General features: G+C 44.5%; 12 protein-coding genes. All 12 read left to right on the forward strand.

The features are described 5' to 3' along the window. The first annotated feature begins 206 nt into the window (after positions 1–206). The 12 genes from AB5642_RS12760 (at position 207) to AB5642_RS12815 (ending at position 13,548) form a co-directional block, all read left to right on the forward strand. On the forward strand, positions 207–986 hold the full coding sequence (locus AB5642_RS12760) for a hypothetical protein (RefSeq protein WP_195391769.1): 780 nt from the start codon (positions 207–209) through the stop codon (positions 984–986). 222 nt (positions 987–1,208) lie between these two features. Next, on the forward strand, positions 1,209–2,381 hold the full coding sequence (locus AB5642_RS12765) for an AAA family ATPase (protein WP_148461573.1): 1,173 nt from the start codon (positions 1,209–1,211) through the stop codon (positions 2,379–2,381). Next, positions 2,378–3,289 (forward strand): LysR family transcriptional regulator, encoded by a 912-nt coding sequence (locus AB5642_RS12770; RefSeq protein WP_118583712.1) that lies wholly within the window; start codon positions 2,378–2,380, stop codon positions 3,287–3,289. The genes AB5642_RS12765 and AB5642_RS12770 overlap by 4 nt, the downstream gene beginning before the upstream one ends. Positions 3,290–3,738: 449 nt before the next feature. Further along, positions 3,739–4,758: a methionine ABC transporter ATP-binding protein gene (locus AB5642_RS12775; RefSeq protein WP_173719240.1), complete on the forward strand. Its 1,020-nt coding sequence runs from the start codon at positions 3,739–3,741 to the stop codon at positions 4,756–4,758. A gap of 2 nt (positions 4,759–4,760) precedes the next feature. Beyond that, entirely contained in the window at positions 4,761–5,420 is a 660-nt protein-coding gene (locus AB5642_RS12780; protein ID WP_117849363.1) for a methionine ABC transporter permease, read from the forward strand. 150 nt (positions 5,421–5,570) lie between these two features. Beyond that, positions 5,571–6,476, forward strand: coding sequence for a MetQ/NlpA family ABC transporter substrate-binding protein (locus tag AB5642_RS12785; RefSeq protein WP_173719241.1), 906 nt, complete (start codon positions 5,571–5,573; stop codon positions 6,474–6,476). A gap of 235 nt (positions 6,477–6,711) precedes the next feature. After that, complete coding sequence (locus tag AB5642_RS12790; RefSeq protein ID WP_173719242.1) at positions 6,712–7,113, forward strand: hypothetical protein; 402 nt, start codon at positions 6,712–6,714, stop codon at positions 7,111–7,113. 217 nt (positions 7,114–7,330) lie between these two features. Next, the gene (locus tag AB5642_RS12795; RefSeq protein WP_148461577.1) at positions 7,331–8,683 is read left to right on the forward strand and encodes an SLC13 family permease; all 1,353 of its coding nucleotides are present in this window, start codon (positions 7,331–7,333) and stop codon (positions 8,681–8,683) included. A gap of 168 nt (positions 8,684–8,851) precedes the next feature. Then, positions 8,852–9,460, forward strand: coding sequence for an AAA family ATPase (locus AB5642_RS12800; protein ID WP_148461578.1), 609 nt, complete (start codon positions 8,852–8,854; stop codon positions 9,458–9,460). Positions 9,461–9,622: 162 nt separating this feature from the next. Next, positions 9,623–10,015: a DUF6483 family protein gene (locus AB5642_RS12805; RefSeq protein WP_148461579.1), complete on the forward strand. Its 393-nt coding sequence runs from the start codon at positions 9,623–9,625 to the stop codon at positions 10,013–10,015. A gap of 183 nt (positions 10,016–10,198) precedes the next feature. Beyond that, a complete protein-coding gene (locus AB5642_RS12810; RefSeq protein ID WP_368371681.1) occupies positions 10,199–12,751 on the forward strand; it encodes a transglutaminase domain-containing protein in 2,553 nt (850 codons plus the stop codon). Next, positions 12,748–13,548 carry a TraX family protein gene (locus tag AB5642_RS12815; RefSeq protein ID WP_173719244.1) on the forward strand — a complete coding sequence of 267 codons (801 nt, stop codon included), beginning with the start codon at positions 12,748–12,750 and terminating at the stop codon, positions 13,546–13,548. Before AB5642_RS12810 ends, AB5642_RS12815 begins: the two co-directional genes overlap by 4 nt. Positions 13,549–13,618 lie beyond the last annotated feature (70 nt).

A 13,618-nucleotide genomic window follows, 5' to 3' on the forward strand; every position in this document is an offset into this window, starting at 1 on the left:
CCTTCCTGTTTTTGCCTGGATGAGGGTTTCATAATGGGGGCATGCAAATTGTGGGAATGATTTTGGGGCGTAATCTGGAATTAAGAATATCAGAAGTAAAACCTAAATAATTCTACGATTGTAGAAAAAGTGATTGACATTTAATTTCTACAGATGTAGTATATAACCAACTTCTACAAAAGTAGAAAATGAAAGGGGATTTTACTATGAAAATGAAACTGGTTAAAATGATAGCACTTATGGCGGCGGTGACATTAAGTGGTTGTTCAGCTGGAACTTTAGAAAATACCGGAAATTCTGCCTCTGATTCTGCTGCAAATATAGTATCTTCAAATAAAAAGGCTTCTTCATCCACGAAGGGATCAAATACTGTAAGTTCCATTGGTACGGCAGGTAATACTGCAAGTGGTGCAGCAGGTAATACCGCAAATAGCACAGCAGGTAATACTACAGGTGGCGCGGCAGGGAATACCATAGCCAGTACAGCAGGTAATACCACAGCTGGCACAGCAGGTAATACCACAGGTGGTGTGGCAGGGAATACCACAGCCAGTACAGCAGGTAATGCCACAGCTGGTGCGACAAGTAATACCACAACTGCCACAACAGATGCTACATCCGATATTCTTTCCACCACAACAATCACCCTGTATGATAGTGATGGAAATACAGTTTCTGTAGAAAGAACAATTTACAAAAATTATGACTGCGAATATGTAGATGCTGACGGTATGGAATACAGCACCGATGACGATGTTTATTTTACAGATGAAAATGGAAAGACCTACCAGTCCTTAAATGACAGTACCCATTATTTTGGTGCCGAGTTAGAGCAGCATGTATTACAAGATGCCAATGGAAACGGTGTGACAGTTACAGAAACAACTAATGGAGATTATTACTATATGGATGATAATGGTACTGGTTATATTGACAACGGCGACGGAACCTGGACGGATGAGAATGGGAATAGTTATACAGAATAAGAGGAGGGATGCGGCTGAAAGTTTTTTTCAAAAAGGTGTCAGGCTGTGTACCATTCTCGGGCTATGGAAATGTGGTGTTTGGCTTTTTTAGTCATACACCCTTTTTTTGTATTAAAGACTGGCAAAAATCCTCAGTGGAATAAATCGCAGTGCTGTGTTAATATAGAAGAAAATTGTTATTGTTTATTGGTAACGCAAAATCGCAGAAAGGACGGCTGTCTTATGGGAATCTACCTGAATCCGGGGAATAATAAATTCAAAAGAGCGGTGAATTCGGATATTTACGTGGATAAAACAGGATTAATAAAATATACAAATAGTATTGTCGATACGCTGCAGTCCTGTGTATGTGTCAGCAGACCAAGGCGTTTTGGAAAGTCTATGGCAGCAGATATGCTTACGGCTTATTACAGTAAGGGCTGTGATTCCAGAGAACTCTTTTCCGGTTTGGAAATTGCCAAGGATGAAAGCTTTGAGGAACATTTGAATAAATACGATACCATTTTTCTGAACATGCAGGAATTTTTGAGCAGAAGTTCAAATGTGAAGGAATTGTTGGAGAGAGTAGAAGGCAAAGTAATCCGCGAATTGAAGAAACAGTACCCTGATGTGGAATTATATGACGAAAATGATCTGGCGGAAACTATGCAGGATATTTTTGCAGAAAGTGAGTGCCCTTTTATAGTTATTATTGACGAGTGGGATTGTATTTTCCGGGAGTTCAAACATGATAAGGCTGCGCAGGAGATTTACCTTGATTTTCTGCGTGATCTGCTTAAGGATAAAGAATACATTTATCTTGCCTATATGACGGGAATTTTGCCAATAAAGAAATACGGAACCCACAGTGCACTGAATATGTTCGATGAATTTTCAATGATTGATCCGGGCCCCTTGGCTGAATATGTAGGTTTTACAGAAAAAGAAGTAGAAGCACTTTGCCAGAAGTATCAGATGGATATTAATGAGATCAAAAACTGGTATGATGGTTATTCTTTTGAAGAAGTAGAATCTGTATACAGCCCGAAGTCGGTTGTGAGCTGCATGCGCCTTGGAAAACTGGGAAATTATTGGAATCAGACAGAGACTTTTGAGGCATTGCAGATTTATATTGATATGAATTTTGAAGGACTCCGGGATGATGTTCTGAGAATGATTGCAGGAGAAGCAGTACCAGTAAATACAGGAATTTTTACCAACGATATGATAACTTTCAGAATTAAAGATGATGTGTTGACATTGTTGATTCATTTGGGGTATCTGGGGTATCATTATGCAGAAAAGACTGTTTTCATTCCAAATAATGATATTCGCTTAAAATTTATCTGTGCATTTTTAGATATATATGTAAAAGCTAGTTTGAAAATACAATACAGAAAAGAGGAATCCATATGACTCTGGCACAACTTCGTTACGCGATTACGGTGGCAAATTCCAATTCCATGAATGAAGCTGCCCGGAATCTTTTTATATCACAGCCCAGTTTATCCTCAGCAATCCGTGAACTGGAGGAGGAAATCGGAGTAGAGCTTTTTCGCAGGACCAACCGTGGAATTTCCGTCACCCCAGAGGGAGAGGAATTCCTGGGCTACGCCCGCCAGGTGGTAGAGCAATACGAACTGATCGAATCCAAATACGTTTCCAAAGAACATACCAAGAAGAAATTCAGTGTTTCCATGCAGCACTACACCTTCGCAGTAAATGCTTTCGTGGAAATGGTGAAGCAGTTCGGAATGGACGAATACGAATTCGCCGTCCACGAAACCCGCACCTACGACATCATCACCGACGTAAAAGACTTCAAAAGCGAGATCGGCATCCTTTACCTGAACGACTTTAACCACAAAGTCCTTGAGAAACTTTTCCACGAGTTCAATTTGGAATTCCACCCAATTCTGGAATGCAGCATCTATGTCTACATGTGGAAAGGCCATCCCCTTGCCGACCGCGACCTGATCACCCTGGAAGACCTTCGCGAGTACCCCTGCCTCTCCTTCGAGCAAGGCACCTACAACTCCTTCTACTTCGCCGAAGAAGTCCTGAGCACCTACGAATACAAACGCCTTATCAAAGCCAACGACCGCGCCACCCTCCTGAACCTGATGGTAGGCCTCAACGGCTACACCCTCTGCTCCGGAATCATCTGCGAAGAACTAAACGGCTCCGACTACTGCGCCGTGAAGCTAGACTCCGACGAGGTCATGACAATTGGCTACCTGGCTAGGAAAGGTACCACAATTAGCAAATTAGGGCAGAAGTACCTGGAAGAGATTGCCAAATACAAGGACAAAGCATTACGATAATCCATTCACTTACGTAAACTTCCATTTGCAACTAAAGCTGAACCTAACCACCCACTACACCCCCCACTTTCAGTTTGGGCGGAAACAGCGCAGCGCCTTCCCGCCCAAACGTCCGCTTCGCTCAACTGTTCACCAACCAGTACACAGCCAGTGGGGGAGGGATAAATCTAAGCGAGCCATTTAAGGAGCGCCCTTAGTGGCGGTGAGATCCATGACTTACGGAGACTTATGCGAGAGGGCTCTCCCGAGCGCATTAGTCGCAGTTAGTCATTAGCTCACCAGAACGTTGCGACGGCGAGCGTGATTTATCCCTCCCCCGCTGGCGTCCACTTTAGCTATAGCCTTACCCTATAACTAGCCCAAACTTTTAAGAATTAACACTTTTACTCCAATTGTGTTATAGTAACCATATCGACGATGAAACACCACTTAAAGGAAAGAGGAAAGACATGTCTTCAATATTAATCCAAGATGTGAGCAAAACCTTCGAAACCAAAGACGGTTCCGTACAAGCCCTGAAACACGTAAGCCTCTCCATTGAAACCGGAGACATCTACGGAATCATCGGAATGTCCGGTGCAGGAAAAAGTACCCTGGTACGATGTATGAACTTTCTGGAAGTACCATCCGAAGGAAAAGTATTAATAGACGGAAAATCCCTCAGCGAATTTTCCCCAAAAGAACTCCGCAAAGAGCGAGAGAAAATAGGAATGATTTTCCAGCATTTTAACCTGCTCATGCAGAAAAACGTACTGGAAAACGTCTGCTTCCCACTGTACATCCAGGGGAAGAAAAAAGCCGAAGCAAGAGCAAAAGCCCTGGAGCTTCTGGAAATCGTAGGACTGGCAGACAGAGCGAAAGCATATCCCGCACAGCTCTCCGGTGGACAGAAACAAAGAGTGGCAATCGCCAGAGCCCTGGCCTCCGATCCACAGATACTGCTCTGTGACGAAGCCACAAGCGCTCTGGATCCCCAGACCACATCCTCCATACTTGAACTTTTGCAGGACATCAATCAGAAATTCGGAATCACCATTGTGATCATTACCCACCAGATGTCAGTTGTCCGTGAGATTTGTACTCATGTGGCAATTATGAAAGACGGTGAAGTAAAAGAACAAGGCCTTGTAGAAGAAATCTTCAGCCACCCGAAATCACAGGTAGCCAAAGAACTGATTAGCAAGGATTCTGGAAACGACGTAGAAAGCAAAAAGCTTACCCAGTCAGAAATCCAGGACGGCGAAATCGTTCGAATCGTATTCTCTGAGAACTCCGCATTCGAACCAGTAATCGCAAACCTTATATTAACCTTCCACGAACCTGTAAACATTCTGAAGGCAAACACCAAAAACGTAGGCGGTGTAGCCAAAGGAGAAATGATCCTCCAGTTCATGAGTGACAGTACCAATGTACCGGAGATGAAGAAATTCCTTACAGAACGTGGACTTGAGATAGGGGAGGCGAACTGATTATGTGGACGAAACAAGTAACCGATATGATAATCGCAGGTGTAGGGGAAACATTATATATGACCCTGTTTTCCACCTTCTTCGGATATGTATTTGGAATGCCCCTTGGAATCCTGCTGAAAGTATCCGACAAAGAGGGTCTGCGGCCAAACGCAGTACTATATAAGATCCTAGATGTGATCGCAAATATTTTCCGAAGCATCCCATTCCTGATCCTGTTGATCCTGCTCATTCCATTCACCAGATTTCTGGTAGGAAAAAGCTATGGAACCACAGCCACTATCGTACCCCTTACCATTGCGGCAATCCCTTTTATCGGACGAATGGTAGAGTCTTCCTTAAATGAGGTAGACCCGGGAGTTATCGAGGCTGCAAGATCCATGGGAGCAAGCAACCTTCAGATCGTATTTAGGGTAATGCTGGTAGAAGCAAGAACATCCCTGATCTCAGGAGCTACCATTGTAACAGGAACTATCCTTGGTTACTCCGCAATGGCAGGAACCGTAGGAGGAGGCGGACTTGGAGACATTGCAGTCCGTTACGGATACAACCGCTGGCAGACGGACATCATGCTGGTGACAGTTATCCTTCTGGTAGTACTGGTACAGATTTTCCAGACAATTGGTATGTTCATAGCCAACAAGCTGGATAAAAGAAAATAAGCCACAGATTATTTTATAAGAAATGGTATCTGTGAGCAGTAACCAAAATCGATAATTGACAGGAGTTTTTAGTAGCCCCTGTTTATTATAAAAAATGATTGTAATGTAGAAACTAAATATATTTTTCAAAAAATAAGGAGGAACTTTATTATGAAAAAATTAATCGCAGCAGCACTCACAGGAGCATTAGTACTTGGAACCGTTGGAACATCCGTTGTTTTCGCAGCAGATGATGACAAAACCATTACAGTAGCAGCATCCGAGACACCACATTCCGAGATCCTTGAAGCAGCAAAACCGATCCTTGAGGAAGAGGGATACGACCTTGAGGTAACGGTATTTGATGATTATGTACAGCCAAACGAAGTTGTAGAGAGCGGCGATTTCGATGCAAACTACTTCCAGCACATTCCATATCTGAACAGCTTCAACGAGGAAAAAGGAACTCACCTTGTAAATGCAGGCGGAATCCACTACGAGCCCTTTGGAATTTATCCTGGAACAAAATCCAGCCTTGATGATATCGCAGATGGCGACACAATCGCAGTACCGAACGATACCACAAACGAGGCAAGAGCACTTCTTCTTCTCCAGGACAACGGAATTATCAAACTGAAAGACGGTGCTGGCCTTGAGGCAACTGTAAACGATATTGAGGAGAACCCATACAACGTAGAAATCGTTGAGCTTGCAGCTGAGCAGGTAGCACGTGTTGCAGAAGAGACTTCTTACATTGTCCTTAACGGAAACTATGCACTTCAGGCTGGTTATTCTGTATCCAAAGATGCACTTGCATATGAGACCTCTGATTCCGAAGCTGCCAAAACATATGTAAACGTAATCGCAGTAAAAGAAGGAAACGAGAACAGCGACAAGATCAAAGCTCTTGTAGATGTATTAAAATCTGACGAGATCAAAGACTTCATCAACGAGAAATATGACGGAGCCGTTATCCCATTCGAGGATAGCGATGACGCAGAGGCTGAGGACACAGAAGCAGCAGATGCAGAAGCTGACACAGCAGACGAGGCAGCTGAGGAGACAGACGCTGAATAATCTGTAAAAATTAAACAGGATTTTATTAAGAGAGTGATTATAAATCGGATTGAAATGCATTGGAAAAGATACATTTCAGTCCGATTTTTGCCTGTAAAAAAAGAAGTGTCCAATATATAGAACAGCACATAATTATGGAAAAGGGTGACCTGCAGCCCTCTGCAAAAACAGTTGAAAAACCTTATAAAATCTGCTATTATAAAAACGAATTTTTTAGGTATCGAGGTGAGGCCAAGTGAAAAAAAACGAATGTGCGAACCGGTTTGTCTGCCTGTTTTTCAGTGTGGCAGTTGCGGTTTTGTGTGTGCTTTTTGCAGGCATGGAAGCGAAGAGCATTATGCATGTTTACGATCTGAAACCGGCCTCAGCTTCTTTGATTTCACCAGAGCTTTCCAGAAGCACCCAGACAAGTGCAGAAGAATTGACAGGACTTCGGCAGGTGTCTGTAAGGCTGGAGGCGGACCAGCGCCTTCGCCACAGGTCAGGCGTGGAAATTGTGGTGCTCATCATGCTGGCAGTTCTGCTGGCGAATACCGTATTTTATAAAGCAAAGAAACATCTGCTGACCAGAAATGATGCTGACGGCAGACGGTTTATCATCTGTTACATCCATCATCAGGACGGACAGAAGCACTGAAGATCATATACCATTGTTTCATATTGCTGATTGCTGCAATTGTTTTCATTATGAGTAAAGCATTGCAGTGGAGAGCAATTATTTTCCATGTAAACAAACGTATATGATTGGAGGTATGGCACTATATGTTACTTAATATTTTTATAGGAGTAATGATTGTTGCAGCCATTGCTGTCGGTATCTGGATGGCATGGTTTGACAGTCATGGAGGAAAGAAATGATAGCACAGATTTTTGCAGTAGTAATTTTCCTGGCGATGTTCATTCTGATCATCACAGAAGTATGGGAAAGACATATTGTTACGCTGGGATGTGCGCTCCTTACATTGATTCTTGTATTTGGAATCTGTATGCACAGCCCCTCAGCAATTATTGAAACACTGAACATACATAGTATTTTTTCACCGGGATTCTGGCACACAGCAGGTGAAGCAAGCGAAGCTTCTGCTGGAATCAACTGGGAAACTATCGTGTTCATCGCTGGTATGATGATCATGGTAGAAGGCATGGCAAACTCCGGATTTTTCCGCTGGTTATGCATGAAGATCGCGAAATTGGTTAAATACCAGATCATCCCGATCTTTATCACATTTATGCTCCTGTCCTTTGTACTTGCTATGTTTATCGATAGTATCACCGTAATCCTGTTCCTTGCAGCGGTTACCGTAGAATTGTCACAGCTGCTGAAATTTAATCCGGTACCAATGATCCTTGCAGAGATTTTCTGCGCCAACCTTGGTGGATCCGCAACCATGTGCGGAGATCCGCCGAACATTATCATTGGAACATCACTTGGATTTTCCTTTGCAGATTTCGTGACAAACACAGGTCTGATCGCGGTGATCGCACTGGTACTGGTTGTAATCTATTTTTACTTTATTTTCCGCAAAGAGCTTACCGAAAATGCGGGAAAAATTGATCCGTCTACGTTACCGGATCCGGAAGAAGCGATTGTAAGCAAGAAGGGCTTCACCATCAGCTGTGTGATCTTCCTCTGCGCTGTTGTCCTTCTGGTAACACATTCCCAGACAGGGCTTACCGTATCCTGTATCGGTGTATTTATCGCAGCAGTGACACTGATCACTTCCGGAAAAGATGCTTTGGACCTTCTGAAAAAGGTTGATTACAAGACACTGCTGTTCTTCGTAGGACTTTTCGTAGTTGTTGGCGGTCTGGAGCAGACCGGTATCCTTACGATCCTGGCTGGATTTATTGGAAAAGTCAGCGGCGGAAACCTGATGGTAATGATCGCCATCATTATCTGGGTATCTGCTATCGCAAGTGCATTTATTGATAACATTCCGTTTGCAGCTACCATGATCCCGGTTATTGACAGTCTAGCAGCCGCACAGGGAGTTGATATTTCCATTCTGGCATGGGCTCTTGCAATGGGTACTGACATCGGCGGAAGTGCAACCCCGATCGGAGCTTCTGCAAACGTAGTCGGTATCGCAACAGCAGCCAAGAGCGGTCACATGATCAAATGGGGAAAATACTGCAAGGCAATGGCACCTGCCACGATCCTGGTTGTCCTCGTTTCCATGCTGATGATTTATGCTAGATATTTATAATGCCATAAGGGGGAAGTGTAGAACTGTCAATTATCAGAGAAAAAGCAGTGCCAAAGATCTGGCATGCCATGAATAACTGACAGTTGGTCTTGCCCGCTTTTAACGGCATTTTATCCGGAAAAATCCGTGAAACAAGAGCGGATTTCTCTGGTTAGAAGGGAGGATACCATGAAAACACAAAAACAGGTGATCATTTCCATCGGACGAGAGTTCGGAAGCGCAGGCCATGAAATTGCAGAGCGAATCGCCAAGCGCTATGGACTTTCTTTATACGATCACAATCTTTTACGCGAGGTGGCAGACAGCCATAACGTAAATCCAGAAGAGCTGGAAATCTTTGACGAGATGAAGCACAACAAATTTCTTTACCGCACAGTGAAAGGAATGAGCAGTTCTCCGGCAGACAACGTTGCTATGATGCAGTTCAATTTTCTTCGGGAAAAGGCTGAAAAAGGAGAATCCTTTGTAGTTGTAGGACGTTGCTCTGAGACAATCCTGAAGGATTATGAGGGCCTGATTTCCATCTTCATTATTGGAGACATGGATCAGAAAATTGCCCGTGTAGCCCGTCTTTATGGAAAAACCGATAAAGAAGCTGAGCGCTTTATCAAAGAGAAAGACAGAAAGAGAAAGAAATACCACGACAGTCATTGCAATTCCAAATGGTCAGATTCCCATACCTATGATCTGAGTCTGAACAGCAGCACTCTTGGCGTGGAGGGAAGCGTTGAATTTCTTTCATCTTATATTGACAAAAGGATATCAAAAATGAAATAATAAGCTTAATGACAAAGGTTCTGCCAGGACGCATACAAGTGTCAGGGCGGAACCTTTGTGGTTTTTGTGGCCGCAGTCAGTAAGAGTAGTCAGAAATAGTTCTGATGTTGGGAAGGTGCTACCCTAAAGCCACGAACTCTCATTTATCCAGGAGGAAAATTTATGTTCACTGATGACGAAAAAGACTACATTATGCGTATGATCAAAGAGATTGCCCGTGTCCTTGCCAGCGTCATGCTTGGGAAAAAATATGTCCAGGTGGAATTGCCGGTAGAATCCAAATATCAGATTTCCGGAGACAAGCTTCACCATATGAAAACCATGGTGGACAGAGGCGAGATCAACGAGGCAGAGAACGAACTTCTTGACCGGATCGATTACGCTGACAAAGAAGCTCTGGCAGAAGCTATGTTTTTCTACGAATATGCTGCATCCAAAGGGGATGAATTTCTGGAAGCGCACAACTATTCCCTGGAGGAAATAAGGGATGGGATCCAGCAGCTGGCAGAAGATGCTGGATATGGAAATATTATAAATATGCTTGATATAAAATAGAATCTCTTGTGATATATGAAATACTGCGATTTTATTAAGTCTGCGCCCAAAAGTATTTTTGCCAAGTGGGAGCGCCATAGGCGTGGAACAGCTGACTTTCCTATATGGAGATGTCGCCGACAGGCGGCATGTCCGTTTAGAGTGAAATTGTGATCACGCTTAAAATGATGAGGAGATTATAAGATGTTTCTTGAAAAAAACAGAGACCGGATAGAAAAAGACTTTGAAGATTTTTCCAGGGAACTGCCAGGAAAAGCGGAAGAGATAAAGAAGAGAATGGAAGCACTAAGTCCTGATATTGTGATCGGAATGAAATATCTGTACAGCAATATGCCCTACAGCGATGTGGGAAACTATACCTTTGACACTTATCTGGATTATGTGCAGCAGGGAATCTATCTCTGGGAAAATTCCCCTTATGTAAAGAATTATCCAGAGCTTTATTTCCTGAATTACGTGCTTTTTCATCGGACAAATGATGAAGAAATCAAACCATGCCGTACCTATTTCTGGAAAAAAATAAAGGATAAGGTCCAGGGGAAGGCCATGGTGGAAGCTGCACTGGAAATCAATCACTGGTGTGCGGGAGAAGTGATGTACCAGGGAACGGACATGCGTACCGGCTCCGCACTGGAAATTTACAGAAGCGGTGTAGGCCGCTGTGGTGAGGAAGCCGTCTTTGTGGTAAATGTAATGCGAAGTGCCGGAATCCCTGCAAGACCAGTGTATGTGCCGAGATGGTCCCACTGTGATGACAACCACGCCTGGGTAGAGGTCTGGTGCGATGGCGACTGGCATTATCTGGGAGCTTGCGAGCCAGAAGCTGTTCTGGACAAGGGCTGGTTTACCAATGCAGCATCCAGGGCCATGATGATCGGCTCCAGATGGTATGACCGCGCTATGCCAGACGAAAAAGTGATCGGAAAAGACGGAATGAACCGGATCATCAATCTTCTTGGTAAATATGCCAAAACCAGGTGGATCACTATTACAGTGGAAGATCTGGATGGAACTCCGGCTGCTGGGGCAAAAGTACGGGCTGAGGTAATGAACTATGGGGAATTTTCCCCGATTGCAATAATGGAAGCAGACAAAAATGGCTGTATTTCCTTTGAAACCGGTTTTGGAAGCCTGCTGATCTGTGCTGTTTATGATGGTGCTTACGGGGAAAAGGTAATCGACACAAGAGAGGACGACCATTTTACCTGTACTCTTGGTGAGGAATATGAAGATGAGCTTTGGGTGGATTTTGACATGAATGCACCGGAGGATACCGGCAGAATAAGCTGGAATATTACCCAAGAACAGGAAGAAGAGAATAATCGCCGGATTGCCGCTGAGGCAGAACACTGTCGACGTAAGATTGAGAAATTCCAGCCGCTGTGGAAGCGCTGCCTTTTTGGACATACCATGAAGGAAGTGGAGCCTATGATGGCTGTTTTGTCTGAGAAAGATAGAAGGGATGCTTTTCCAGAAGTGCTGGAGGGCCATTATCAGGAGGCCTCGGTTTATCGCGAATTTAATCCAGATGAGATTTACATTCCATATGTATGGAATCCCCGCGTGGAAAATGAGGTTCTTACCAGGTGGAGAAAGAAGATCCTGGGCTATTTTGACAAGGGGCAGAGGGATGCCTTTGAAGCAGATCCCAAGAGCATCTGGACCTGGATCGAAGAGAACATTTCAGTCCGCAATGACAAAGAGCGCCTGACTGCATACACCACTCCTGGTGCAGCACTGGAGCTTGGAATTGCCGGAGAGAAATCCCACAAGGTGCTTTTCGTGGCAATCGCCAGAACTCTGGGAATCCCGGCACGTCTGAATCCTGCTGATGGAGCTATTGAATATTGGGATGGAATGAGGTTTGTAGCAGTATTGGAAGAGAGCCGGAAGGAATCCCATCTTACAGTCTTCGCCGGGGAAAAAGGGGACTGGAATTATTTCCAGAACTGGACCATTGCGGTGACAGACGGAAGAGGATACCTTACCCTGGATTTCAGCGACCGCAAGTGGGAAGCTGGAAAACTGGAATTGGATATTATGCCGGGAGATTACCGGATCCTGACTGGAAACCGTCTGCCAAATGGAAACATTCTGGGAAAAAGATACGATTTTCATATTGAAAAAGATGAGACGAAGCGGGTGGAACTGGAGCTTCGGGAGTATTGTCTGGAGGAAATGTTCAACCGTCATTCCATTCCGGATTCCAAGCTGACCGATCGGGCTGGAAATCAGGTGCTGGTGTCTGAATTGACGGGAAGAAGGCGCTGCGAACTGTCTGATGCAGAGCACATAGATGTTCCTTGCAAGGCAGACGAAGGGCTGGATGCGGCTGTAGCCTTTGGAGACGCTGCCAAACGGGAGAATAGTCTGGTTGCGCGCAATATTCTCTTCTGGTTAGAAGAGGGCCGCGAGCCTACCGAGCACATCCTCAATGAAATGATGGATTTGAAAGAAAAATATGAAAAAATCCAAAAGCAGGTTATATTTATCCTTCGCAGTAAAGATTCTTTAAAGAATGCTACTATGGTGAAATGTCTGGAACTGTTCCCTGAAATTCAGGTGTACTTCCACGATTTCGGCAAGGACAAGGAAATGACCGCCCGCCGCATGTACGTAGATTCCGAGAAGCTGCCGCTTATGGTCATTACCGAAGGCCCTTGCCAGGGCATTTTTGCAGCAGCTGGATACTCTGTGGGTATGGCGGATATGCTGATGAGGATTTTTGAGGCATGAACCGGGACCAGATTAAATATGCAGCCATGTTTACCATGCTATTAAACCATATTGCAAACATTTTCCTGGAACCAGGTACCTTCCTTTTTGAGGTGATGGTGGACGTGGGTTATTTTACCGCTATCACCATGTGCTACTTTCTGGTAGAAGGCTACGGCTACACCCGCTCCAAAGAGAAATACGGCAAACGGCTTCTGCTGTTTGCCCTGATCTCCGAAATTCCCTTCTGTCTTGCATTTACAGAAGAAGGAACCATCAGTTTCGTAAACATGAACATGCTATTCACCCTTTTTCTATGCTTTTTGATTCTTTATGCAATGGAAAAGATCCCTTCAGGAACCCGGCGGATACTCTGCATCTTGGGCCTGGTATTTGCCTCCGCCTACAGTGACTGGGCCCTTCTTGCCCCCATCTTCACCTACTGGTTCGCAAGCGGTGGCCTCCGGGATGCACAGGGGAAAATGCTGCCAGCCGGCGGCCGGAATGCTGATCAGAAAAGCCATCTGGCTGGCGGCCAGAATCCTGAACGAAAAAAACTTTTATGGAAGGTTTTCAGAAAGGCAATGCTGTTCTTTGGTCTGTTAAACCTTGTAGAAAACATGGAGCAGACCACTCCTGCCAGGGCTGTTATCCAGTCCCTCGGCGCCACCGCCGGAATTCTGCTCTCAGCACTTTGCATCATCTATCTCTACAACGGAAAGCGCTCCGAAAAACATCGAACCTTTTCTAAGTGGTTCTTCTACATTTTTTATCCGGCACATTTGCTAATATTAGGTATATTGAGAATTGCTATTTAGTTGATTAAAAGTTCTTTAATGCGGACGCATTTGGACAATGTGTATTACTCACTCGCCGGCGCAACGCTCC

It is taken from the genome of Ruminococcus sp. 1001136sp1_2201st1_G3_2201SCRN_220225 (assembly GCF_040924365.1).
GTDB classification, from domain to species: Bacteria; Bacillota; Clostridia; order Lachnospirales; family Lachnospiraceae; genus Blautia_A; species Blautia_A faecis.

Excerpts from the sequence above, each read along its gene's own strand:
- AB5642_RS12775 (WP_173719240.1), top strand. The coding sequence starts at position 3,739 with ATGTCTTCAATATTAATCCAAGATGTGAGCAAAACCTTCGAAACCAAA.
- AB5642_RS12805 (WP_148461579.1), top strand. The coding sequence starts at position 9,623 with ATGTTCACTGATGACGAAAAAGACTACATTATGCGTATGATCAAAGAG.
- AB5642_RS12810 (WP_368371681.1), top strand. The coding sequence starts at position 10,199 with ATGTTTCTTGAAAAAAACAGAGACCGGATAGAAAAAGACTTTGAAGAT.
- AB5642_RS12760 (WP_195391769.1), top strand. The coding sequence starts at position 207 with ATGAAAATGAAACTGGTTAAAATGATAGCACTTATGGCGGCGGTGACA.
- AB5642_RS12770 (WP_118583712.1), top strand. The coding sequence starts at position 2,378 with ATGACTCTGGCACAACTTCGTTACGCGATTACGGTGGCAAATTCCAAT.
- AB5642_RS12795 (WP_148461577.1), top strand. The coding sequence starts at position 7,331 with ATGATAGCACAGATTTTTGCAGTAGTAATTTTCCTGGCGATGTTCATT.
- AB5642_RS12815 (WP_173719244.1), top strand. The coding sequence starts at position 12,748 with ATGAACCGGGACCAGATTAAATATGCAGCCATGTTTACCATGCTATTA.
- AB5642_RS12780 (WP_117849363.1), top strand. The coding sequence starts at position 4,761 with ATGTGGACGAAACAAGTAACCGATATGATAATCGCAGGTGTAGGGGAA.
- AB5642_RS12785 (WP_173719241.1), top strand. The coding sequence starts at position 5,571 with ATGAAAAAATTAATCGCAGCAGCACTCACAGGAGCATTAGTACTTGGA.
- AB5642_RS12800 (WP_148461578.1), top strand. The coding sequence starts at position 8,852 with ATGAAAACACAAAAACAGGTGATCATTTCCATCGGACGAGAGTTCGGA.
- AB5642_RS12765 (WP_148461573.1), top strand. The coding sequence starts at position 1,209 with ATGGGAATCTACCTGAATCCGGGGAATAATAAATTCAAAAGAGCGGTG.